The sequence below is a fragment of the Ruegeria sp. BG6 genome (genome assembly GCF_056538465.1).
In genome coordinates, this window is the sequence record NZ_JBQFTB010000010.1 from 74195 (window position 1) to 98301 (window position 24107).

At 59.9% G+C, this 24107-nt stretch carries 22 protein-coding genes; 9 read left to right on the plus strand and 13 right to left on the minus strand.

Annotated features, from left to right (window positions below):
- The first annotated feature begins 88 nt into the window (after nt 1–88).
- Nucleotides 89–256 (plus strand): hemin uptake protein HemP, encoded by a 168-nt coding sequence (gene hemP, locus ACR0JW_RS16840; protein WP_170615874.1) that lies wholly within the window; start codon nt 89–91, stop codon nt 254–256.
- The gene (locus ACR0JW_RS16845; protein WP_170615876.1) at nt 253–729 is read left to right on the plus strand and encodes a hypothetical protein; all 477 of its coding nucleotides are present in this window, start codon (nt 253–255) and stop codon (nt 727–729) included. The genes hemP and ACR0JW_RS16845 overlap by 4 nt, the downstream gene beginning before the upstream one ends.
- 53 nt (nt 730–782) lie before the next feature.
- On the opposite strand, the gene ACR0JW_RS16850 is transcribed toward ACR0JW_RS16845, so the two are convergent.
- The 8 genes from ACR0JW_RS16850 to ACR0JW_RS16885 all read right to left on the minus strand — a co-directional run bounded on the left by ACR0JW_RS16850 (nt 783) and on the right by ACR0JW_RS16885 (nt 11772).
- Nucleotides 783–3845: an aminotransferase class III-fold pyridoxal phosphate-dependent enzyme gene (locus ACR0JW_RS16850; protein WP_170682190.1), complete on the minus strand. Its 3063-nt coding sequence runs from the start codon at nt 3843–3845 to the stop codon at nt 783–785.
- 99 nt (nt 3846–3944) lie between these two features.
- Nucleotides 3945–4817 carry an NAD(P)-dependent oxidoreductase gene (locus ACR0JW_RS16855; protein WP_170682244.1) on the minus strand — a complete coding sequence of 291 codons (873 nt, stop codon included), beginning with the start codon at nt 4815–4817 and terminating at the stop codon, nt 3945–3947.
- Nucleotides 4818–4917: 100 nt separating this feature from the next.
- Nucleotides 4918–5307, minus strand: coding sequence for a Cu(I)-responsive transcriptional regulator (gene cueR / locus ACR0JW_RS16860; protein ID WP_170682189.1), 390 nt, complete (start codon nt 5305–5307; stop codon nt 4918–4920).
- On the minus strand, nt 5304–7784 hold the full coding sequence (locus tag ACR0JW_RS16865; RefSeq protein WP_170682188.1) for a heavy metal translocating P-type ATPase: 2481 nt from the start codon (nt 7782–7784) through the stop codon (nt 5304–5306). Before ACR0JW_RS16865 ends, cueR begins: the two co-directional genes overlap by 4 nt.
- An 88-nt stretch (nt 7785–7872) precedes the next feature.
- Nucleotides 7873–8631, minus strand: a complete 759-nt coding sequence (locus ACR0JW_RS16870) for an SDR family NAD(P)-dependent oxidoreductase (protein ID WP_170682187.1) — start codon at nt 8629–8631, stop codon at nt 7873–7875.
- Nucleotides 8628–9560, minus strand: a complete 933-nt coding sequence (locus tag ACR0JW_RS16875; protein WP_170682186.1) for an SDR family oxidoreductase — start codon at nt 9558–9560, stop codon at nt 8628–8630. The genes ACR0JW_RS16870 and ACR0JW_RS16875 overlap by 4 nt, the downstream gene beginning before the upstream one ends.
- Nucleotides 9557–10459: a bile acid:sodium symporter family protein gene (locus ACR0JW_RS16880; RefSeq protein ID WP_170682185.1), complete on the minus strand. Its 903-nt coding sequence runs from the start codon at nt 10457–10459 to the stop codon at nt 9557–9559. Before ACR0JW_RS16880 ends, ACR0JW_RS16875 begins: the two co-directional genes overlap by 4 nt.
- Nucleotides 10456–11772 carry an NAD(P)-binding domain-containing protein gene (locus ACR0JW_RS16885; RefSeq protein WP_170682184.1) on the minus strand — a complete coding sequence of 439 codons (1317 nt, stop codon included), beginning with the start codon at nt 11770–11772 and terminating at the stop codon, nt 10456–10458. Before ACR0JW_RS16885 ends, ACR0JW_RS16880 begins: the two co-directional genes overlap by 4 nt.
- A 64-nt stretch (nt 11773–11836) precedes the next feature.
- Here ACR0JW_RS16885 and ACR0JW_RS16890 point away from each other — a divergent pair, with 64 nt between their 5' ends.
- Entirely contained in the window at nt 11837–12499 is a 663-nt protein-coding gene (locus tag ACR0JW_RS16890) for a TetR/AcrR family transcriptional regulator (protein ID WP_480714231.1), read from the plus strand.
- 226 nt (nt 12500–12725) lie between these two features.
- Here ACR0JW_RS16890 and ACR0JW_RS16895 read toward each other — a convergent pair whose 3' ends face one another.
- Together ACR0JW_RS16895 and ACR0JW_RS16900 are read right to left on the minus strand one after the other, a co-directional pair.
- Nucleotides 12726–13346 (minus strand): pyridoxamine 5'-phosphate oxidase family protein, encoded by a 621-nt coding sequence (locus tag ACR0JW_RS16895; protein WP_170682182.1) that lies wholly within the window; start codon nt 13344–13346, stop codon nt 12726–12728.
- Between the two features lie 11 nt (nt 13347–13357).
- On the minus strand, nt 13358–13822 hold the full coding sequence (locus ACR0JW_RS16900; RefSeq protein WP_170682181.1) for a nuclear transport factor 2 family protein: 465 nt from the start codon (nt 13820–13822) through the stop codon (nt 13358–13360).
- 300 nt (nt 13823–14122) lie between these two features.
- Between ACR0JW_RS16900 and ACR0JW_RS16905 the strand changes: the two genes are divergently transcribed.
- Entirely contained in the window at nt 14123–14686 is a 564-nt protein-coding gene (locus tag ACR0JW_RS16905) for a TetR family transcriptional regulator (RefSeq protein ID WP_170682180.1), read from the plus strand.
- A gap of 139 nt (nt 14687–14825) precedes the next feature.
- Nucleotides 14826–15983, plus strand: coding sequence for an acyl-CoA dehydrogenase family protein (locus ACR0JW_RS16910; protein ID WP_480714232.1), 1158 nt, complete (start codon nt 14826–14828; stop codon nt 15981–15983).
- Between the two features lie 120 nt (nt 15984–16103).
- On the opposite strand, the gene ACR0JW_RS16915 is transcribed toward ACR0JW_RS16910, so the two are convergent.
- Nucleotides 16104–16628: a GNAT family N-acetyltransferase gene (locus ACR0JW_RS16915; RefSeq protein WP_170682178.1), complete on the minus strand. Its 525-nt coding sequence runs from the start codon at nt 16626–16628 to the stop codon at nt 16104–16106.
- Between the two features lie 30 nt (nt 16629–16658).
- Nucleotides 16659–17555, minus strand: coding sequence for a LysR substrate-binding domain-containing protein (locus tag ACR0JW_RS16920; protein ID WP_170682243.1), 897 nt, complete (start codon nt 17553–17555; stop codon nt 16659–16661).
- A gap of 97 nt (nt 17556–17652) precedes the next feature.
- On the opposite strand from ACR0JW_RS16920, the gene ACR0JW_RS16925 reads away from it, so the two are divergent.
- The 4 genes from ACR0JW_RS16925 to ACR0JW_RS16940 are packed head-to-tail and all read left to right on the plus strand — an operon-like array spanning nt 17653 to nt 23376.
- A complete protein-coding gene (locus ACR0JW_RS16925) occupies nt 17653–18819 on the plus strand; it encodes a pyridoxal phosphate-dependent aminotransferase (protein ID WP_170682177.1) in 1167 nt (388 codons plus the stop codon).
- A 22-nt stretch (nt 18820–18841) separates the two neighbouring features.
- Nucleotides 18842–21034 (plus strand): thiamine pyrophosphate-dependent enzyme, encoded by a 2193-nt coding sequence (locus ACR0JW_RS16930; protein WP_170682176.1) that lies wholly within the window; start codon nt 18842–18844, stop codon nt 21032–21034.
- Nucleotides 21031–22065: an ACP S-malonyltransferase gene (locus ACR0JW_RS16935; RefSeq protein WP_170682175.1), complete on the plus strand. Its 1035-nt coding sequence runs from the start codon at nt 21031–21033 to the stop codon at nt 22063–22065. Before ACR0JW_RS16930 ends, ACR0JW_RS16935 begins: the two co-directional genes overlap by 4 nt.
- A 39-nt stretch (nt 22066–22104) precedes the next feature.
- Nucleotides 22105–23376 carry an NAD(P)/FAD-dependent oxidoreductase gene (locus ACR0JW_RS16940; protein WP_170682174.1) on the plus strand — a complete coding sequence of 424 codons (1272 nt, stop codon included), beginning with the start codon at nt 22105–22107 and terminating at the stop codon, nt 23374–23376.
- A gap of 2 nt (nt 23377–23378) precedes the next feature.
- On the opposite strand, the gene ACR0JW_RS16945 is transcribed toward ACR0JW_RS16940, so the two are convergent.
- The gene (locus ACR0JW_RS16945; RefSeq protein ID WP_170824707.1) at nt 23379–24080 is read right to left on the minus strand and encodes an SDR family oxidoreductase; all 702 of its coding nucleotides are present in this window, start codon (nt 24078–24080) and stop codon (nt 23379–23381) included.
- Nucleotides 24081–24107: the final 27 nt, after the last annotated feature.

Here is a 24107-nt window from a genome sequence, read left to right on the forward strand (position 1 = left end):
GTCAGCCAACCCGGCTTCGGGTCAGCCAGATCGTTGAAAAACGCAATCAGATCAAGACGATTTGCCAAAACCTATCCGGAGTTGCCCGATGAACATGCAGAACCCGAATCCAAGCCAGGCCTATGCCGTTTCCATGTTGCCAGCTCATAAGGCGGAAGACCTGACCAAGGGTGGAAATCTGGCTCATATCGAGTTGGGGGACCAGCTGTACACGCTGCGTATCACCCGCGCCGGCAAACTGATCCTCACGAAATGAGCGCGCAGTCCTCGCGCGGCGGGGCAACGGTTGGACATTTGGCGGATCTGAGTCCGGTCGAAGCAGGAGCCGTCATGTATCTGCGGTTGTGGGGAAACGGTGCCAACGGCCGCGCTGATGCCGCAAGCGATTTTGAAATCGCTCTGGGTAATGATCACGGTCGCGCCGCAATGCTGACCTTGGACAGGTTGTGCTCGCTGTGCGCCAACCATGGGCGCCGACCTCTGATACGCCACGGCTTGAACTGCGCATGCCTGGGTGCGGACGAAAACTGCTTTGCGCAGATGATTGCTGCCGCATCCGAAGGGGCGCGAGAGGATGCGATGATGATGGCCTCGCTTATCATCAGGCCGGATTTTGCACCGGCGCTTGTCTGTCTGTCCGAAGAATTTGGGCTGGCGCTGCGCCGAATGACCATCTCGGCTCCGTTGCCCAACACGGGGCATCATACCCCGGCAGCTACTTTACATTGAAAGAGACCGAATGATGAGAGAACCCCGCGCTGCGCAGCGGGGTTCTTCTGAATTCAGCAGCAACTGCAACCAACATGGTGGTCGTGATCGCAGACTGGGGTGGGTGCATAATCACCCACTTCGCTCAGAACGCTTCTCAAGGCCCAAAGGATCATGTCCACGTCTTCAGCCTCGATCGTCAGCGGCGGGCGAATCTTCAGGATATTGTCCTTTGGACCCTCGCTTCCGATCAGAATGCGATGATCCCGCATCCGGTTTTTGACGAACTTGCAGATCTCGGTTCCTTCCGATCCGTCAGGGTTGATCAGTTCGACGCCCAGAAACAGACCCATCCCGCGTACATCTCCGACGCAGCCAAAATCAGCCTCAATCCCGCGCAGGCCGTCCATCAGGCGTACACCCATATTCCGGGCATTGTCCTGCAATCCCTCGTCATCGACGATGTCCAGCACCTCTTTCCCAATCCGGCAGGACAGGGTCGAACCGCCGAAAGTCGAAAAGAACTCGATGCCATTGTCGAAGCTGTTCGCGATTTCCTTGGTCGTGACCAGAACGCCCAGCGGATGGCCATTGCCGATGGGTTTGCCCATGACAACGATGTCGGGCAGTGCCCCCTGATGTTCAAAGCCGAAATAATACTCGCCCAGCCGGCCAAGGCCGGTCTGCACTTCGTCCGCAATACAAACGCCACCTGCGGCCCGAATTTTTTCGTAAACGGCCGGAAGATAGCCCTTGGGTGGAATGATCTGGCCGCCGACCGATGGGAAGGTTTCCGCGATGAAGCCCGCAACCCCATGTCCTTTGGCCTTCAATGCAGCAATCGCGGGGTCCACCAAGTCTGCGAACTTCGCGGCACGGTCGGAATCGTCACGTCGGAATGAACCTCGATAGTCGTCGGCCACTTCGACCAGTTCGACCCAATCCGCCTGCCCCACACCGCCGGGCTTGTTGAACTTGTAGGCCGAGATCGCCACAGCCGCATTGGTGTTGCCGTGGTAGCCGTGATCCGGCGTTACGATCCCTTTTGCCTCCGTGTGCGCCCGCGCCAGCCGCAAGGCCAGTTCGTTCGCCTCGGTCCCCGAGTTCACGAAGAAGCAGACCTCGAGGTGATCCGGCAGTTTCGACAGAATCTTGTCGGCAAATGCCGTTTGGGCCGGGTGAAGATAGCGCGTGTTCGAGTTCATCCGCTTCAGTTGGTCCGCTGCGACCGCCTGAATGCGGGGATGTGCATGACCCACGTGGGGGACATTGTTATAGGCGTCCAGATAGGGGCGGCCCCACTCGTCGAACAGATGATGCCTCCAGCCGCGAACCAGCATGACCGGATCGTCATAGGTCAGCGACAGGTTGCCACCGAAATGGTCTTGGCGCCCGCGCAGGATCGCCTGTTTGTCGGTCGGGCGATAAAACACCTTGTCGTCCGGCAGGTTCAGTATTGCCGCAGGGTTCGGGCAGACTGCGTGCCACAGGTACATCTCGTCCGGGTCGCCGACACCGGGCCAGTCCGCCTCCATCCCGGCGGTGGTCAGGGCCAGCTGGAAATGCACATGAGGGGCCCAGCCTCCATTCTGACTGGCATCCCCGAGGCGGGCAAAGGCCGCGCCCTGTGCGACGGGATCGCCCGGCTTCAGCCGCGCACAGACCTCGGGATCCAGGTGACCATATAAGGTATAGAACGGATCGCCTTCAGGGGTTTCATGATGCAGGATCACAACGCCGCCGTAGTCCAGATGGGCATCGCGGTTCTCGACCACTTCAACACGTCCGCTCATCGGGGCATACAGCACGGCTCCGGCGGGCGCGAAGACATCAACGGCCAGATGAACAGTCCGCCGGTCCGAGGCCTTCCAAGGTCCCTTACGGAAACCGGTCTCGGCATAAATCAGGCGCGGCTCGTTGTAATACCCCAGCCACAGGCCATCGCCGAACTCGGCGCCCACGCGGGCGGCCTCTTCCAGAGGCATATGGAACGGGTTCTGCGGCCATGTCGAGTTTTCAACCGAAAGCGATCCCATCGGCACATCCGCCAGATCCTGCCCGAACATCTGTGCAAACTGGCCGCGGTGGTCGGACAGATAGGCGTGGATACGCTCGGCCCCGTCCGTGACCGGCAGCCCGCAGGCCGCGCGCAGGCGGGCGGGCATCAGACCGCCATTGACGGATGTGTTCTCCAGGAACCGCCAGGCCGGAGCCTGTGAGATGGTGACATAGGGATCATCCGGGTTTTCAGCCGCCATCAGAGTTGAATTCACGACAGACACCGCCAGACGCATCCGCAGCAACGGCCAGATCAGGTCGACTTCGTCGGTGCGCAGCGGGTTGGCGGCGTGATAGCCACGCACCAGCGCCGTCAGGGCGCGTTCAGGCCTGGGATGATCCAGAACAATATAGGCCCCGGCAATTGCGAGGTCACAGATACGCGGCGCCGCACACATGTCGCCCAGATCAATCAGGCCCGAGATCTTCTGGCGTTGTCCAAGCTCACCCTCAACAAGAATGTTGTAATCGTTTGCGTCATTGTGGATGGCCTGCCTGGGCATTGCGGCCAACCTGCCGGATACCTCATGGAACCCATCACAGATTTCGGTCAGCAGCGCACGCCGGTTGGGATCCGAGACAACCTCAAGCCTGCCGGAAATCCACCGGGCCTGCGTCAGATCCCATTTGAAATGCTCCCTGCTCAGCCCTGAATGGTCGAACTTTTCCAGAGCTCGATCCGTCGCTCCAAGAACACGGCCCAACTTCATGATCAGCTCGTCGGTTTTGGGCGCGGCCTTGGCGTAGCACTGGCCCGGCAGACGCTCCAGCAACCAGGCAAGTCTCGGCTGACCCTGATCGTCAGGGATTTCGGGCAGCAATCCACCGGTCAGGTCCGGGATGACCGCCGGGAACGGCAAGCCGGGGGCCTCGGATGAGATGTGGCGCAATGCCTGAACCTGCAGGTCCACAAACTCGGCCTCAAACCCGGCCCGCATCACCTTGAGAACGTAGTCCCGTCCGTTGGTGTCTTCGGCCAGAAAATTCAGATCGTATTCGCCGTCCAGCCGGGTCAGCCTCGCTTCGATCCCCCAGGTCGCACGCAGCGCGTCCGCCCAGAATTGCGTCAGATCCTTCATGCGCTTTGTGTCCTTTCCCAAAGCCGATCTCTTCTTTTGTGCCCAAATATCTCGGGGGTGAACTGCCGCTTACGGCAAAACGGGGCAGCCGCCTTGCCTTCAGTCCAGCGCGCGCAAGCGTTTGATCAGGGAAGAGGTGTCCCAGCGCCCGCCGCCCAGTTTCTGAACGTCCTTGTAGAACTGATCAACCAATGCCGTCAGCGGCAGCGACGCGCCGTTCCTGTTTGCCTCGTCCAGACAAATACCCAGATCTTTCCGCATCCAGTCCACCGCGAACCCGTAGTCGAAATGATCGTCCAGCATCGTTTCATGCCGGTTTTCCATCTGCCAGCTTCCGGCGGCACCCTGACTGATCACCTCAATCACGGCACGGCCACCCAACCCGGCTTTTTCGGCAAAGTGCAGGGCTTCGCTCAGCCCCTGCACAACACCGGCGATGGCGATCTGGTTGCTCATCTTCGTCAACTGGCCCGCGCCGCTGTCGCCGATGCGGCGGCATATCTTCGAATAGACCTGCATGACCGGCTCGGCCTTGTCATAGGCGTTTTGCGCACCGCCGCACATGATGGACAGAACGCCGTTCTCGGCGCCCGACTGGCCACCCGAAATGGGCGCGTCCACAAAGGCAAATCCCCTATCACCCGCAACCGATGCAAGCTCTTGCGTCACTTTGGCGGATACCGTGGTGTGATCGACAAAGACGGCACCTTGCGACATGCCGTCAAAAGCGCCGTTCTCGCCGGTGCAGATCGCGCGCAGGTCGTCATCATTGCCCACACAGGCAAAGACCAGTTCCGCGCCTTGAGCAGCCTCCGCCGGGGTTCCCGCCATTGCGCCGCCGTGCTGATCAACCCAGGCCTCGGCCCGTTTTGCCGTGCGGTTGTAAACGGTAACGTCATGCCCTGCTGCCTGCAGGTGGCCAGCCATGGGATAACCCATGACACCAAGACCTAGGAACGCGAGTTTTGCCATCAGGTGATCCTCCCAGCTGTCCGACCCTGCATCCGTCTGGTGGCGGGCCGGAATGTTCAGCAGAGACAAAGCAAAGCTGCGGGCAAAGGGCAACCCCGTGTCAGCTTTTGCGGCTCAGATCGCTGAGGATTGGACAGTCGGGCCGATTGTCTCCGGCGCAGGCATCAATCAGGTGGCTTAGCGTGTCACGCATGGCGTTGAGATCCGCAATCTTGATTTCGATCTGCGCCAGGTGATCGCGCGCGACCTTTTTGACATCAGCACTGGCGCGGGTCTCATCTTCGTAAAGGGCCAGCAGTGTCCTGCAATCGCCTATGGTAAACCCCAACGCGCGGGCGCGACCCAGAAAGATCAGCTTGTGCACGTCCTGTTCGCGAAACCTGCGATAGCCGTTGTCATCACGCATGGGCCTGATCAGTCCGATATCCTCGTAATACCGGATGGTTTTGGCGGGCAGACCGGTCTGGCTGGCAACGTCTCCGATATTCATGGTGTCACCGATTGGGTTGTTGGGATTGCAGAGGGTACGGGCGCGCCGACGCTCACCCGCCGCAAACGCAGTGCGTTGGTCACAACAAAGACGCTGGACAAGGCCATCGCCCCCGCCGCGAGCGCAGGGGACAGCAGCGGCCCGCCAAACGGAAACAAAACACCCGCGGCGACGGGGATCAGCAGCGTGTTGTAGCCAAAGGCCCAGCCGAGGTTCTGGCGGATGTTGCGCATAGTCCGGCGGCTGATTTCCAAGGCGTTCACGACGCCCCGCAGATCGCCGGACATCAAAACGACGTCTGCCGTCTCGATTGCCACATCCGTTCCCGTACCAATGGCAAGGCCGATATCTGCAGCAGCCAGCGCCGGCGCATCGTTGATCCCGTCGCCAACAAAGGCTAACACGCCAAGACTGTCCTGCAGTTCGGTGACCGCGGAAAGTTTTCCATCGGGCAGAACATCGGCCACGACATGGTCAATGCCCAACTCATCGGCCAGCGCCTGCGCGGTGCGGGCGTTGTCGCCAGTGATCATTGCAAGGTTCAGCCCCATGTCGCGAAGCTGCGCCAACGCTTCTTTTGTTCCCGGCTTGACCGGATCGGATACGGCAAGCAAGGCCGCTGCCGCGCCGTCAATGGCAACATACAAGGGCGTGGCCCCCGATGCCGCGCGCCTGTCCGCCTCGGCCCTCAGATCGTCAATGTCTATTCCGTTTTGCATCATCAGCTTCGCTGAGCCGATCATGACGTCCTGTCCTTCGACCTCGGCGCGCACGCCAAGCCCGGTCATCGATTCAAACCCGGACAGCTCAGGCAAATCCGGTGGACCGGCCCTCGTGATCGCGGTGGCAATTGGATGTTCGGACCGTGCCTCAAGCGCGGCGGCAAGGCGCAGCATTTTTTTTGGGTCAGATCCGTTGGCCGGGATAATGCCGTCAAGCTCGGGCCGGCCCAAAGTCAGCGTTCCGGTTTTGTCAAAAGCAATGACCTGCGCCTGCTGCAATTGCTGCAGGGCATCACCTTTGCGGAACAGAACACCCAATTCGGCCGCGCGCCCGGTGCCGACCATGATTGAGGTCGGTGTTGCCAGCCCCATCGCGCAGGGGCAGGCTATGATCAGCACCGAAACGCCCGCAACCAGCGCCAGGGGCAGTGCGGGTTCGGGACCAAAAACAAGCCACAGCGCGATTGTAAGCATTGCCACCGCAATGACCACAGGAACGAAATAATAGGTTATACGGTCGACAAGACCCTGAATTGGCAGTTTCGCGCCCTGCGCCTTTTCAACCATCTGTATGACCTGGGCCAGCACGGTGTCTGCCCCCACGCGTATGGCACGGACGCGCAGCGCCCCGGTGCCGTTGACCGTGCCGCCGACCACGGTGTCTCCGGCGGATTTCCCGACCGGCACGGGTTCGCCGGTGATCATGCTTTCGTCCAGATATGACGTGCCGTCCAGCACCTCGGCATCCACCGGAACGCGCTCGCCCGGGCGGATTTGCAGGATGTCGCCCACTACAATGTCTGCGACGGGAAGGTCAGCGACCATGCCGTTCCTTTCAACCCGCGCCGTTTTCGGCTGCAATCCAACCAACCTGCGGATCGCAGCACCTGTTCGACCCTTGGCGCGCGCTTCCAACAGGCGTCCCAAAAGGATCAGCACGATGATGACGGCGGCCGCTTCGAAATAAACATTCGCCGTTCCTTGCGGCAGTAATCCAGGCGCGAAGGTGGCGATGACCGAATAAAGAAAAGCCGCGCCTGTGCCGAGAGCAACCAGCGCATTCATATCGGGCGCACCACGCAACAGGGACGGGACGCCTTTTGCATAAAAGACACGACCGGGGCCAACCAGCAGAACTGCGGTCAGAAGAAACTGGATCATGTGGCTGGTTTGCGCGCCGATATTTGCCTGTACCCAATGATGGAAGGCAGGGACCATGTGTCCGCCCATCTCAAGCACAAAAACCGGTAACGCCAGAACCGCCGCCAGCAGGGTCGAGCGACGGAGGAGGTTCATCTCGTCCGATTTATCGGCGGGCTTGGGATCAGGCGCATTCCCCTGGTCGACATGCGCGGTATACCCGATTCCGTCCGACACCTGCGCCAGTGCCTCGGGGGTCGTCGTCCCTTCGAGGTAGGAGACCAGTGCTGTCCGGGTCGCCAGGTTGACCTGCGCATCAATGACACCGGGGCTGGCCAGTAAGGCCCGTTCAATCCGGGACACGCATGAGGCGCAACTCATCCCCTCGATTCTCAGCGTCGCTTGCTGGGTTGCAGCCGGGTATCCAGCGCTGTCCAACGCCTGAACCAGCGTTGCCAAGGGGCCTTCGATTGAAACCTGTGCCGTTTCCGTTGCGAAATTGACAGAAGCGTCAGTGACGCCGGAAACACCCCGCAGCGCCGCTTCCACACGTCCGACACAGGAAGCGCATCCCATGCCCGTGATCCTGAGTTGCAGTGTTTTCAGTTCAGCCATCCGACTCGTCCCGACATAAGTTCTTCCCTGCACATGGGGGTTCCAGTCACGGGAAGGTCAAGGGGTTCGAATGGTTTTTTGTCCGAATTCAGGATCCGCGTATGTTCCGTTCCATCAGTCGCTGATACAGGCGCGGCGACAAACTGTTGAGCCACCACGCAATGCGCGCAACACGCCCGACCGGGATCATGGGCTTGGACCTGTCCAACCCCCGCAGGATGACCTCGGCGGCTTTTTCGGGGCTCATTGCGTCCATTTCATCGGATGCCGAGCCGGGACGTGCCATTCCATCTGCCTGCGTTTCGGCATTGCCGGGATTGGTGGAAACAAAGGACGGCGCGGCAATATGCACTCTGACGCCGTGCGGCCCCTCTTCGGATCGAAGCGATTTGAAAAACCCTTCAAGCGCATGTTTCGAGGCAGCATAGGCCGTACGATGATAAAGCGGCGCGAAGCCCGCGACCGACGAGATCGCCAGATGCGTGCCCTGCGTTTTGCGAAGTTCCGAAAGAAACGCGCGCGCCATTGCGACGGCGGCGAAATAGTTGATCTCGAACAGTTTGCGATGGCTGATATCATCGGAAACGTCAAACCCGCGAATCTGGGTGACACCTGCATTGTAGATGACCAGATCGATGCCATCGCTGGATTTGATGGTCTCAAGGACCGCTTCCTGCAACTGCTCGGGTTTCGTCAGGTCGCACCCGATCGGAAGCTGTGTTGGGGTCGCCGTAAGATCTGAAACATTCAGATCCAGCAGGACAACACGCCAGCCCCGCCGCTGAAGCTCCGCTGACAAGGCCCGACCCAGCCCACCTGCGCCGCCGGATATCACCGCTGTTTTCATAGCCCCGCCCATCCTTTCCACAGCGCGAATACCTCGGCGCTGGTCTTTTCCGGGGTGTATCCGAAATCGGTTTTCAGCGCAGTGTTGTCCAGCACCGGCCGGTATTGCAGAAATCGCACCTGTTCCGGTCCGTATCGCGACAGGCCAAGGGGGCGGGCAAGGCTCAGGACTGATCGGATCGCCCACGCAGGCAGGCGCAAAACAGGTTTGTTCAGGAGGTGCGCCAGTTCTGTTATTCCCAGCGCTCCGTCGCCGGCCACGTTGAAGATACCGGCCGGTCCATCTGTCGCCGCACGTTTCAGTATACGCGCCAGATCGCGGGTCCAGATGAAGACAAAGGGACTGTTACTGCCGGACACCGCCAGCAGGCGAGGTTTGTGAAACAGCGCCGTAATCTGATTGTCCGTGCCTTCCCCCAGTACAGTGCCCACGCGCAGGACAACCTGCTCAAGCTGCGGCGCACGTTGACGGGCCTCGGCCAGCATCTCCTCGACCTGCCGTTTGTGGTCGGCATAGGGAAATTCGGCATTGCCACGCAGCGGATCCTTTTCGCGCAGCGGGACGCGGTTATCCGGGTGATAGCCGTAGGCAGCGCCCGACGACGTGACGACCAGCCGCCGAACGCCATTGGAAATTGCAGCGTTCAACACGTTTTTTGTGCCTGTGACATCCACATCAAACGCTTTCTGGGGGCCCATTCCGGGCGGTGGTGTCACAATCGAGGCCAGATGAACGATGACTTCCGGCTTCACCTTTGCGATCACACGGGCCGCTTCGTCAGTGGTCACGTCCAGATGCAGAAACGCGATGTCTTCGGGCAGGTCGGACGGTCGGTTCAGGTCTGTGGCAAATACAGCAAGGTCTCGGACTTCGGCCAGAAGGGCGCGCCCGACTGTTCCGGCGGCACCGGTAATCAGGATGCGGGTCATCGGGCCGCCTCGGTCCGGGCCATGGCAGTTGCCAGCGCAATCCCTGAGATCGCGTGCCAGATGCCCCAGAAGGCTGCCACAACGGCCATGCCGCCCAATCCGTTGAAGAACGCGAATATCAGGACCAGCCCGAGGCCGGAATTCTGAATACCGGTTTCGATCGTTATGGCACGGCGGTCATAGGGGGACAGCCGGGTCAGAGTGGCCACAACCCAACCGCCCCCCAAAGCCAGCGCATTGTGAATGATCACAAGCCCGGCGACGGCTCCGGCAAAGCTCAGGAAAAAGTCCCAGTTGGCCGCCAGAGCAAGAATGATGAACGTAACGAAGATGCCCATGGACAGGTACTGCAGTGGTGTCCGCAACCGCGCGGTCAGATCCGGACGGCGCTGGTTCAGCGCCATGCCGAGCACCAGAGGCAGGATCAGCATCAGCCCCACGATGATCGCAATCTGCCAGGGGTCGATTGCCGTTCTTTGAAGGATTTCCCGGGTCGGTGGATAAAGCCCGCCCCAAAACGCAATGTTGAACGGGGTCATTGCGATTGCCCCGATCGTGGCGAATGCAGTCATCGATACGGACAGGGCGGCATTGCCGCCAGCACGATGCGTTATGAAGTTAGAAATATTGCCGCCGGGACAGGCTGCGACAAGGATCAACCCCAGAGCAATCGAAGGACGCGGGGCCGCCAGCCAGACCAGTACAAACGTTAGCGCAGGCAGCACCACGAATTGTGAGGTCAGCCCCACAATCACAGGCTTGGGCGCCCGGCGCAGACGGTTGAAATCCTGCGGGGTCAGGTCGATTGCAATCGAAAACATCACGATTGCAAGAATGCCATTCAGCAATGTCAGAGAGGCAGGGCTGAAGTTCAGGGTAATCTCATCGATGCCGGTCATGGAGCGGCTTTCCTGAGCTCGTCGATCCAGCCGGTAACCGCTTTGCGATAGGTCGCCTTGTCCACGTAATACGCCATGCGGGCGAGGTTGAGGTAGTTCATGCCCCCGGTGGCGCGCTCATAGGATTTTTGTTTTGTGGCTTTCAGTTCGGCCGCCGCGGTGCAGCCGCTCTGAATACCTTTTATATAGCGCGCCACCATCTCGGCTTGCTCGTGGCGTCCCTGCCAGCCCAGACCGGTCGCTTCGATCATGCCCAGAACAAACAGGTCGTCGCGGTCCGGATGCATGGAGTTGAGGTAAAGATGCGGCGCATCGCCCTGCCAGTTCAGCAGATCCGGGTCGATGAACGGGTAATGCAGTTTGTACCCGGTCGCGGCGAGGATCATATCATAGTCTTCGCTGCCGCCATCTGTGAAATGCACAGTTTTGCCGTCGATCTGCTGAATGTCGGGCCGAACGCGCAGATCTCCGTGACCCGCGTGGTACAGCACCAGTGAGTTCACGATAGGATGGCTCTCGTACAGTCTGTAGTCCGGTTTGGGAAAGCCGTATTTCTGCGGATCGCCGACGAACCACCCAAGGATCAGGCTGTCGATCTTGCGCTTCAGCCACATGGGCAGGCGGATCATTCCGCCCATCGTATCAGCTGGCTTCCCAAACACGTACTTCGGAACGAAATAGTACCCCCGCCGCATCGACAGATCGCAGCGCACGGCATGGTGAATGGCGTCCACCGCAATGTCGCAACCCGAGTTTCCTGCGCCCACGATCAGCACGCGTTTGCCATCGAACTGTTGAGGATACCTGTATTGCGAGGCGTGGATCAGTTCGCCTTCAAAGGTGCCTGCGAACTGCGGCATGTTAGGTTCGGACAGGGTGCCGTTGGCGATCAGAACACCGGCAAACTCGGCCTCATGTTCCCCGTCCTGATCCCGCCAGCAAACGCGCCAGCCATCGCCGGGTGCGCCCAGCGGTTTGGCTTCTGTTACCTCGGCATTGAAAATGAAGTGTTTGCGCAGATCGAAGTGGTCGGCAAAGGCGCGAAAATAGTCCCGCATTGCCCGATGCGACGGATATTCGGCGACTCCATCCTCCATCGGGAAGTCGGTAAATTCCGTCATCCGCTTTGACGAGATCAGGTGTGCAGTCTCATACATGGTTGATCTGGGGGCATCAATGTCCCACAGACCACCGACATCCGAATGCAACTCGAACCCCTGAAATGGAATACCTTGTTCCTTTAGCACCTTGGCCGCAGCCAACCCCATCGGGCCCGCCCCGATCAGGGCGAATGCCTCGCGCTTTACTGACATGAACTCTCCCCTGTTCGCACGGCTTAAGTTGAACGATCGTACAAAATAAGGCAAGATGATTTTCATGACCGCCAAAGTGACTGAAATAAAACGACAAAGGGCACCATCGAAACGATCGCTGCAGACCCGGGCGCGCATTCTGGACGCGGCCGAGGCGCTGTTTGCCGATCGCGGATTCGAAGGGGCGTCGATCAGGGACATCGCGGCCAAAGCCGGTGTGCAAGTCGGGTTGGTGCATCACCACGGAGGCGGCAAGGAAGAGTTGTTTCACAAGACCGTTGCGCGTCGCGCGGATGAACTGGCCCAATTCCGGCTGGACGCCCTGAACGCGTTGAAAGAAGCTGGTCAGCCAACACTGCGCGGTGTTCTGGACTGCTTCATTCGGCCTTACATTACGTTAGCCGAAACGGGCGGAGCGGGATGGATGGCCTATGGGCGTCTGGTGGCGCATGTGTCTGTGGACCCGCGCTGGCGCGCCATCGCGGCGGAATGCTTCGACCCAACGGCGCGGCGTTTCATTGCGGAAATCGCGGCGCTGTACACGAAGGTCGATGCCGCTTTGCTGGCCAGCGGGCAGGTGTATTCGGTGTCTGCAGTTCTGGCGCATCTCAACAGTGCATGGCGGGTGGATGCCTTGTCACAAGGCGGGCAACTTGCTGGGACCGATGAACTGATCGATTTTTGCGCGGCAGGGATCGAAGCGCTTGTTCGATCCGCAAACCCCTAGACGGTTCGGCATTACCTGGTTTCAAACTGTATCAGCAGAAGCGAATTATACGCCGCGGGCGGAGACGTTCGAACCGCTTCGGGCGAGGCAAAGAACCCAAATGAAATCACTGCCAGTGAAAAAACGATGCCAGCTAACAGCGCGCTGGCCAAATTCATTGTTGATCGCATCATTCGGGTAATTCCTTGTTCTAATTCAAGGGTAAGGAGCGTTGTTGACGTTGTGTTCAGGATCGCTCTGCCAATTGCTGCCTGAGCTTTTCGTTTTCGGCCTGAAGCTGCGCCAGTTGCTGACCAAGCGAATTCAGGTGAGGCCGAAGCTCGGCCTCGGTGAAACGAGGGGTGATGTGGCGGGGGCAGTTCCAGTCCAAGGCCTCGACCTTGATGATCACTGCGCGCTCGGCGGGGGCTTGGGCATTGTCTGGGTAAAGCCTGGCGGCTGCGGCTTCGCCTTCGGTGAATTCGACCCGTCCCAGAATCTTCAGACGGCGCTGATTGGCATAATCCATCAGGATCAGGGCAATCCGGTCGTTGCCGTCCAAATTCCCGCGTGAAATGTACTGTTTGTTGCCTGAAAAATCAGCGTATCCAATGGTTTGCGACCCCAGCACCTTCAGGAACCCGACAGGACCGCCGCGGAATTGAACATAGGGCCAACCGGTCTCGGATACAGTGGACTGGTAAAAACTATCGCGGGCCTGAATGAATGCCTTTTCAGCCTCTCCGATCAGGTGTCCTTTTTGCGGACCGCTGTCCAGGAACTTGGCATAGCTTCGCGCCGAACCCATCCTCTCCTGATGGGCGCGAACGGCGGGGGTGAAGGTCAGTTCGGAAAACGCGCGTGGCATGGGCTGTCCTTTCAGAGACCCAGATCAGACAGGCCGGGATGGTCGTCGGGGCGCTGTCCTGCGGGCCAGTGGAACATGCGTTGTTCTGCGGTGATCGGCAGATCATTCAGCGACGTGTGGCGCGAGGCCATTCGGCCGCCTTCAGCAAATTCCCAGTTTTCGTTGCCATATGACCGGAACCACTGACCGCTGTCGTCGTGCCATTCATAAGCATACCGTACAGCGATGCGATTGTCGCGATAGGCCCATAATTCCTTGATCAAGCGGTAATCAAGCTCCTTGGCCCATTTTCGTGTCAGAAACGCGTGAATCTCGGCGTGCCCGCTCAGGAACTCGGCGCGGTTTCTCCAGCGGCTGTCTTCCGTGTAGGCGGGCGTTACGACGTCCGGGTCGCGGCTGTTCCAGGCGTTTTCCGCCATGCGCACTTTCCGGGTGGCCGTTTCATGCGTGAAGGGCGGCAAAGGGGGGCGGTTCATATTTCAGGCTTTCAGGTTAAGGCGGCCGTGATCAGCGCCAGAGTCAGAAGAAAGGGAACGTACTGCGGTGAAAATAGGCTGGCACGGCGTCGCATCGGTGAAATCCTTTGGTGTACAGATCGGTCAATCTTGATGATAAGATGTACAGATCGGTACATTTTTTCAAGCCCATTTTTTCAAAATATTCGACTTCACTCTCCTGGCTTTGGTAATAGTGTTACAAAACAATATGTTACTTGTTGTCATTGAAGCCTCTTTAGAAAGTGTATATGTACTGATCAGTACAATCAGGAGCTAGGAATGCGCCCCAACAAACGTGATGAGCTTGTCCGCAAGGCCTTGGAGGTTTTCTACAGGGACGGTTTTCATGCCACCGGAATGGACAAGCTGGTGGTTGAAACAGGCGTATCCAAAACATCGATGTACAAGCATTTCCGCACCAAGGAGGAGTTGATCCTTGCGGCATTGCGCCTGCGAGATGAAAACTTCCGAAACTGGTTCGTCCGAAGGATTGAAGACCTTTCAGAAACGCCCGCCGGTCAGCTGATCGCCAGTTTCGATGTGCTGAAGGAATGGTTCGAGGAAGACAAATACCGCGGCTGCATGTTCATCAAGGCCGGGGCGGAGTATCAGGAAAAAGACCACCCGATCCACGTTCAGGCGGCCGAGCACAAGCGGTTGCTTCTGGACTACATGACCGATCTGTGCCGCAAGGCCGGGGTTCGTGATCCTGAAAGTCTGGGGTGCCAGCTGCTGCTTTTGCAGGAGGGCGCGATTGTGACGGCGGTTCTTCTGAAAAAATGCGACCCTGCACAGGATGCAAAGGAGGCGGCGCAGGTTCTGCTGGACCACGCGCTGACATGACCGGGTTTGATGAGCAAGTCAGACGCCAGATCGCGCAAAGGAACGTCGCGTAGCAAGGGTTGAGAACGCGGCGTCACCCGGATTGGAAGAATCCGGGGCCGGGGATAGCATCGGACTATCAAAGACCGGAGAATACGATATGTCGCTTTTCACTTCGACCGCCGCATGGGTCACCGACGAACACCGGATGTTTGCCGAAATGGCCTGCCGGTTCATGGATGACGAGCTTGTCCCGAGCATTGATCGCTGGGTCGATCAGGGGATCGTTGATCGCGCCTTCTGGACGAAAGCGGGCGAAACCGGCCTGATGGCGGGCTCGATTGACGAGGCTTACGGCGGCGTCGGCGGCGGCATGGGGTTCGACTCGGTCACGCTTTACGAACAGGCTTCACGAGGCGATGCCGGATGGGGATTTGGAATTCAGTCCATCGTAACCCATTACATCACCACCTATGGCAGCGAAGATCAGAAACAGAAATGGCTGCCAAAACTGGCCAGCGGCGAGATGGTCGGCGCCATTGCCATGACCGAGCCGGGAACCGGGTCAGACCTGCAGGCGGTGCGAACCACGGCCGAGAAGGATGGTAATTCCTACCGGATCAACGGATCCAAGATTTTCATCACCAATGGCCAGACCGCCGATCTTGTCATTGTGGTGGCCAAGACCGACAAATCGCAGGGGTCCAAAGGGGTGTCCCTGATTGCGGTTGAAACCGACGGCGCGGAGGGGTTTCGTCGGGGCCGCAACCTGAAGAAACTGGGTATGAAGGCCAACGACACGGCCGAGCTGTTTTTTGAGGACGTCAAGGTTCCGATGACGAACCTGATCGGCCCGGAAGAGGGGCAGGGCTTTTATCAGTTGATGAAGCAGCTGCCCTGGGAGCGTCTGACCATTGGCATCATGGCACTGGGCGCGATCGACTTCGCCATCGCGGAAACGGTGAAATACACGCAGGAACGAAAAGCCTTTGGCCAGCGCGTGATGGATTTTCAGAACACGCGATTCAAGCTGGCCGAATGCAAGACCAAGGCCGAAGTTCTGCGCAGCTTTGTGAATGACTGTATCGGAAAGCTTGAAGCGAGCGAACTGGATGCGGCCACGGCGTCAATGGTGAAGTACTGGGGCTCCGAGGTTCAGAACGAGGTCATGCATGAATGCCTGCAACTGTTTGGTGGATACGGGTTCATGATGGAGTATCCGATTGCCCGCCTTTATGCGGATGCGCGGGTTCAGATGATCTACGGCGGGACAAATGAGGTGATGAAGGAGCTCATCGCCCGTTCCCTGGACGTCTGAGTCCTGAACGCTCCCGCCAGTCGTCAATGTTCCTTGCGGAACACCTCCTCCTGTTGGGCCGCGCAGCGCGCCGGGCCGCGCAGCGCGCCGGGGCGCGCTGCGTTCGTGACAGCAGATGGGTCAGCCCCACAAAGCGGGGTTCATCCAGGGATCTGGCAGGCGCAGAACGCCAGACGCCTTTGTCTGGTTCCGGTTGATGTGCAGGGACTGCCACGCCGGGGCCCATTCCGTTGGAATGGGATAGGGCGTGGATACCCGGTCTTCCGCAAGAAACCCAAAACGGCTGTAATACTGCGGATCACCAAGCACATAGACCTGCAGATGCCCGAGTGTCTCAAGCTTGCTGATGCCTGCGTTGACCAGCCGTGTGCCGATCCCCTGTCGCTGAAGGTCCGATGAAACGGCAAGCGGCCCCAACAGGGCCCCCGGTGCCGGGTCGTTCTCCGTCCGGCAGGTGGTGAAAAGGACATGGGCCACCAGCCGATCACCGGTAAATCCACCCAATGACAGGATATCCTGTTCCAGCGTCAGAAGTTCCGCGACCAGCGGTGTCAGATCTTCGTCCGGGAACGCATCAGGGTACAATTCCAGAATCTGCGCCCGATCTGGTGCGCGCGTTTCGCGAATGGTGATCTTGTCGTCCATTTCGGCCTCCTTTGACAGCGGTCCAGCCGCTTAATCCGGTGGTGTTGCGACCTGCCCCTCAAGCCAGGCGCGGAAAGAAACAAGCGGTGTTGCGGCAGGTCGGTGCTGCGGCCACACCAGGTAATAGTCACCCAGGCTGACCGGCGGACCCTGCCACGCCAGCGACAGCCTGCCTTTCCTGAGATCCTCGGCAACCAGATAGCTGGGAAGCAGTGCGACACCCAGCCTGTGGATTGTGGCCTGAATCATGGTTGAGAACTGATCGAACATCATTCCGGTCAGGCCTTTGACGGGGTGTCCCTGTATTGCGAACCATTGCTCCCACGCGTCGGGGCGGGTTTCGATGTGCAGCAATGGGGCCGACGTCAGCCATTCTATACTGTCCTGAATCTTTGGCAGAAGATCCGGGGCGCAGACAGGCAGAATGTCTTCCCGCATGATGGGCAGGTAATTGACGCCGGGCCAGTCCCGTTGTCCGAAATGGATGGCGGCATCGAAATGCTCGGTCTGGAAGTCAAACGGTCTGAGGCGGGTATTCAGGTTCACGGTCACTTCGGGGTGACGGCGTGCAAAATCCTGAAGCCGGGGGGCCAGCCAATGCATGCCAAACGCGGGCAGAATGGACAGGCTCAGCGATCCGCCCGTCGGGTTTGCCTTGAGCTTGAGAGAGGCCTGCGCAAGCTGGTGCAGTGCGGTTCGGGCAATCTGGACATATTCCTTGGCCGCCGGTGTCAGATGCAGGCGCATCTGCGTGCGCTGGATCAGTTCGACGCCCAGCTGCTCCTCCATGGTCTTGAGCTGACGGCTGATCGCACTTTGTGTCAGCGACAGTTCCTCGGCCGCTGCCGAGGCGCTGCCGAGGCGATCAACCGCTTCCAGCGCCAGCAACGACGGGATCGAAGGCAGAAAACGGCGCGGCGCAATCATATAACGAATCCTCATACCTTTCGGATGGAATATCACTGGCATTGCGAAGGCGCTAGCCCGATACAGGGCAGGCTGATGGGTAACGGGATTCTCGCATATGGGCAGTCTAGAAACAGTGGCCGAGTTTCACCGGGCCGAGCGACTCGACGGGATAGAGCTTTCGGAAATCGTTCAGATCTCCGAACATGCGGCGCGTCTTCGGGCCGAGGGCGTGGATGTGATCGCTCTCAGCACCGGAGAACCCGACTTTCCCACGCCGCCGCACGTGGTCGAGGCCGCGCATCTTGCTGCTGTTCAGGGTCAGACACGATACCCGGCCACGGGGGGAACACCGGCCCTGCGTGCCGCGGTTGCAGGCCAAGCGGGGGTCGGACCCGCGAATGTCATCGTGTCGACAGGTGCCAAGCAGGTTTTGTCCGGCGCGCTGATGGCGACCCTGAACCCGGGCGACGAAGTTATCACCGCGGCCCCGTTCTGGACCAGCTATGCAGACATGGTAAGGCTGGCGGGCGGTGTGCCTGTGGTGCTGAAGTGCCCGAAACAGCAAGATTTCAAACTCTTGCCCGCACAGTTGGAGGCGGCGATCACGCCGCGCACGCGCTGGCTGCTGCTCAATACGCCGTCAAACCCGACGGGAGCAGTCTATTCCAAGGCGGAATTGCAGGCTTTGGGCGCGGTGTTGCAACGTCATCCGCAGGTCTGGGTCATTGCTGACGAGATTTATCAGCATCTGTCCTATGTGCCGTTTTCCCCGTTTGTCGAGGCCTTGCCCGAGCTTGCGCACCGGACGCTGACTGTAAACGGCGTGTCCAAAGCCTATTCGATGACCGGTTGGAGGATCGGCTGGGGTATTGGGCCTGAACCCTTGATCAAGGCGATGATCGCGGTGCAGGGGCAGATCACTTCGGGTGCGTGTTCGGTCGCGCAGGCTGCGGCTTTGGCTGCGATTACCGGACCGCAGGATTTGTTGGTGGACCGGCGCAACGAAATGCAGGTGCGCCGTGATCTGGTGGTCCGTGGTCTGAATGCGGCGGGGATGAAATGTGCGGTACCGGACGGGGCGTTTTATGTGTTCCCCGAAACTCCACATGAAATGCCGGTCGATCACGAATTTTGCCGTTACCTGCTGGACGAAGCGGGTGTCGCGCTGGTCCCGGGGCGGGCCTTCGGGATGCCGGGGCATCTGCGGCTTTCTTTTGCCTATGCCACCGAAAGCCTGCAACAAGGGCTGAGCCGCATCGCGGCCGCCGTCGAAAAGATTTGAATTCAAAGACCGGGGATTTGCAATGGACCGCGCCCAGATCGTTCACGACAACTTCCTGAACCGCGTCGCCCGTCGCGACTTGCCCGAAGGCGCGCCGCCGCATCCGGGGCTGAGCGGGCCCGAGGCTGTCTCGCTCTACCGATCGCAGGTTCTCAGCCGAGCGCTGGACCGGACAAGCCGGGCGATGCAGAAGGCCGGCCAAGGGTTTTATACCATCGGTTCTTCAGGGCACGAAGGCATGGCGGCCGTGGCCCACGCGCTTCGGCCGACCGACATTGCCTTTCTGCACTACCGCGATGCCGCGTTTCAGATTGCGCGGGCTGAACAGGTTCCGGGTCAGCAGATCGCCTGGGACATGCTTCTCAGCTTTGCCTGCTCGAAAGAGGATCCGACGTCAGGCGGCCGGCACAAGGTGCTGGGATCCCGGGCGCTGATGATACCGCCGCAGACCTCGACCATTGCCAGTCATTTGCCCAAGGCCGTGGGCGCGGCCTATTCGCTGGGTACCGCCCGGCGTCATGACCCCGAGCATCGGGACCTGCCCGCAGACGGGATCGCCATGTGTTCCTTCGGTGATGCGTCGGCCAATCACTCGACTGCACAGGGTGCAATCAACACGGCCGGCTGGACCAGCGTGCAGTCAACGCCGCTGCCCTTGTTGTTTGTCTGCGAGGACAACGGCATCGGTATTTCAGTGAAGACGCCAAAAGGCTGGATTCAGGCCTCGATGGAGCATCGGCCGGGCATCAAGTACTTTCAGGCCAACGGGCTGGATATTTTCGAGACCTATGCCGTGGCACAGGAAGCAGCCGAATATGTCCGGACGCGCCGCAAGCCGGCTTTCCTGCATCTGAAAACGGTTCGTCTTTATGGCCATGCGGGGGCGGATGTGCCGACAACCTATCTCAGCAAATCCGAGGTCGAGGCGGATGAAGCCAACGATCCCTTGCTGCATACCGTTCGCCTGCTGGATCAGGCCGGGGCCCTGACGCCGGACGAGGCATTGAAAATCTATAACCAGACCTGCGCCCGTACTGACCGGATCGCCGCCGAGGCCGCGACCCGCCCTCATCTGGCCAGTGCCGAAGACGTTGTGGCCAGCCTGGTCCCACCAAAACGCGTCTGCAAACCCACAAACGGCCCCAGCGCCGGGGCCCGATCCACGACGTTTGGCGGAGATATGCGGGCAATGGATGAACCGCAACCAATGAGCCGCCTGATCAACTGGGCACTGACCGATCTGATGCTGGAACATCGCGAGATCGTCTGCATGGGCGAAGATGTCGGGCGCAAGGGCGGTGTCTATGGCGTGACACAGAAGCTGCAGCAACGGTTCGGACCGGATCGGGTCATCGACACCCTTCTGGACGAGCAATCCATCCTGGGGCTGGCGATCGGAATGGGGCACAACGGGTTCATTCCGATCCCGGAAATTCAGTTCCTCGCCTATCTGCACAACGCCGAGGACCAGATCCGGGGCGAGGCGGCGACTCTGCCGTTTTTCTCGAACGGGCAGTTCTCGAACCCGTTGGTTCTGCGGATTGCGGGCCTTGGATACCAGAAAGGCTTTGGGGGGCATTTCCACAACGACAACTCGCTGGCCGTGTTGCGGGACATTCCGGGTGTGATCATTGCCTGCCCGTCGAACGGAGCGGATGCCGCGAAAATGTTGCGCGAGTGCGCCCGTCTGGCCCGGGAAGAGCAACGGGTGGTGGTGTTCCTGGAACCCATCGCGCTGTATCCGATGCGGGATCTGCATGCACCGCAGGATGGCGGTTGGATGACGACCTATCCTTCGCCCGACCAGAGAATTGCGTTGGGGGACGTGGGCGTACATGGCGAAGGAACCGATCTTGCGATCGTGACCTATGGCAACGGATATTACCTGTCGCGGCAGGCCTTGCCCGAACTGGAGGCCGCAGGGCTGAGCGTGCGTGTCATCGATATGCGCTGGCTGGCCCCCCTTCCGGAGGACGCGTTGCGGCAGGCTACCAAATCGTGCCGGCATGTGTTGATCGTGGACGAATGCCGCAGGACCGGAAGCCAGTCCGAAGCGCTGATGACGTTCTTCCGCGAAGAAAGTGACGGGATACCAACCGCCCGCGTCGTGGCCGAAGATTGTTTCATAGCGACGGGCCCCGCCTATGCCGCGCCGCTGCCGTCCAAAGATGGTATCGTCGCCTCTGCACTGAAGCTGACCGGAGCGCAGCCATGACCCGAACCGCCGTTGTGATCTGCCCCGGACGGGGTACCTATAACAAGCCCGAACTGGGTTATCTGCACCGACACCATTCGGATCGGATGAACATGTTCGCCGCGTTTGATGCCATTCGCGCCGAAGCGGGTCAGGAAGGTGTCACGGCGCTGGATGGCGCTCAGCGCTACACGGTCGGCAAGTACTCCAGAGGCGATGTGGCCTCGCCCCTGATTTATGCGGCGTCGCTTGCGGATGCTCAGTCGCTTTCGGACGATATCGAAATTGTGGCCGTAACCGGCAATTCGATGGGGTGGTATATCGCCTTGGCCGCCGCGCGCGCGCTGAGCACGCAGGATGGGTTCCGGGTGGTTACCACGATGGGAACCCTCATGCAGGAACAGCTGATTGGCGGTCAGCTGGTGTATCCGTTTGTGGGTGACGATTGGGTGAACGATCCTGCGCGGAAGGCAGAGTTGCTGACGGATGTGGCGCGAATTGATGCGTTGAACGGCCACGATCTGGCACTCTCCATTGATCTGGGGGGAATGCTTGTGCTGGCGGGCAACGAAAACGGGCTGAAAGCGTTTGAGCAGTCGCAGCCGGTGGTGCAGGAACGGTTTCCTATGCGACTGGCAAATCACGCGGCGTTCCATACCGGGCTTCAGGCACCGGTTGCAGCCAGGGGCCGTGCCCTGCTTGGCCAGGAACTGTTCGCTCAGCCGGATCTGCCGCTGATCGACGGACGCGGCAAGATCTGGTGGCCCGGTGCAACCGACACAGAGGCGCTTTGGTACTACACGCTGGGGCATCAGGTCACGGAAACCTATGACTTTTCACGTGCAGTGCAGACCGCCGCGCGCGAGTTTGCCCCCGATCTGTTCATTGTCACCGGGCCGGGCGCAACGCTTGGTGGCGCGGTCGCGCAATCACTGGTTCTGGCAAATTGGCAGGGCATGGCCGACAAGGCTGCGTTTCAGGCCCGACAGGAGGCAGAGCCCCTTTTGATTGCCATGGGTCGCGACGATCAGAGAATGCTGGTAACCGGCTGATACACCGATGAGGACTGGTGCGAATCCGAGGGCGTCGAGTTGAGCGATCATGAAAAGCCATTGTGGCTGAATACCAGCCGCGAGCATGTGGACAGCATCCGGCTGACTGCCGATCTGACCGTGGATCTGGCGATAATCGGCGGGGGGTACACCGGCTGTTCCGCTGCCCTGACGGCCGCCAAAGCAGGCGCATCGGTCTGTCTGCTCGAGGCGCAGGATATCGGGCACGGCGGATCGGGGCGCAATGTGGGGCTGGCCAATGCGGGCCTATGGCTGCCCCCTGACGACATCCGCGCGCATCTCGGTAAGGCCGAAGGCGACCGACTGATTGACCTGTTGGCCGGGGCTCCGGACGAAGTCTTTCGCCTGATCGGGCAACACGGAATTGACTGTGCGCCGGTCAGGAACGGGACATTGCATTGCGCACATTCCCCGGCAGGCAATCAGGACCTTGCGAAACGCCATGCGCAGCTCCGCGCATCCGGCGCTCCGGTCGAGCTGTTGACTGCCGAGGAAACCAGCAGACGTACCGGCAGTTCCGCGTTTCACGATGCGCTTTTTGATCCCCGGGCGGGAACCATCCAGCCGCTGTCTTATGTTCAGGGGCTTGCCCGGGCCGCAATCGCGGCCGGGGCGCGAGTGTTCACGAACAGCCCCGTGCGTTCCGTGACACAGAACGAGGGCGGCTGGTCACTGATCACGGAAGGCGGAGTTGTTCGGGCCAAGGCGCTCATTCAGGCGACAAACGCCTATCACTGCGACCTGCAGGAAACCGCGCCTGCCTACGTGCCGGTCTACTACTTCCAATATGCAACGCAGCCTTTGCCGGATGGTGTGCGCGACACCATCCTTGCGGGCGGCGAAGGGTGCTGGGATACCGGCCTGATCATGACATCCTTCAGACTGGATGCCGAAGGGCGCTTTATCATCGGCGCGATGGGGGATCTGGGCCGCGCCGGGCGGTGGGCCCATTCCGGGTGGGTGCGCCGCAAGATGGCCGAGCTTTATCCGCAACTGGCGGACCAGCCGCTGACAGATGGCTGGCATGGGCGAATTGCAATGACATCGGATCACATCCCGAAAATCACTCGGCTTGGACCGCGCGCCTTGTCCGCACACGGTTTTTCCGGGCGCGGCATCGGGCCGGGAACGGTGTTTGGGCGTCTCATGGCCGAAAGCCTTCTGGTGGATGATCCGTCAGTGCTGCCAGTACAGCCCGTGGATGCGCATCGTGAAGGCTGGACAGGATTGCGCCGCGCCTTTTTCGAAACAGGCGCGGCGTTGACGCATCTGGTGAAGGCACGGTTCTGAGGTCAGACGGATCGCGTGATGCCACCGTCGACGCGAATGTTCTGACCCGTGATGTACCCGCCTCCTTCGGATGCCAGCAGGGCAACGACGGACGCGATCTCATCATAGCTGCGACCGTACCTTCCCATCGGTATGCGCGCCCGGAATTCCTCTTTCTCGGGCAGGCTGTCGATAAAGCCGGGCAGCACGTTGTTCATGCGGATGTTGTCTGCTGCGTATTTGTCCGAGAACAGTTTTGTAAAGGCCGCCAGACCAGCCCGAAATACGCCGGAGGTCGGAAACACCGGATCCGGTTCGAATGCGGCGAAGGTCGAGATATTGATGATCGATCCGCCACCCTGCGTCTGCATGATTGGTGTGACCAGCCGTGTCGGGCGGACGGCATTCATGAAATAGACGTCCATTCCGGTGTGCCAGTCCTCGTCCGTCAGTTCCAGAACAGGCGCGCGCGGTCCGTGTCCGGCGGAATTGACCAGCACATCAATGCGGCCCCATTGCGCCATGGACGTATCAACCAGCCTTTGCAGATCTTCATTGGACTGGTTCGATCCGGTAACGCCGACGCCGCCCAACTCATCCGCCAGCGCCTCGCCCTTGCCGGATGAGGACAGGATGCCGACCTTGAAGCCATCCGCCGCCAGCCGACGCGCCGCATCCGCCCCCATGCCGCTGCCGCCTGCCGTGATCAGAGCCACTTTTGCCATTTCTTCTCTCCGATTGAATGTCTGGAT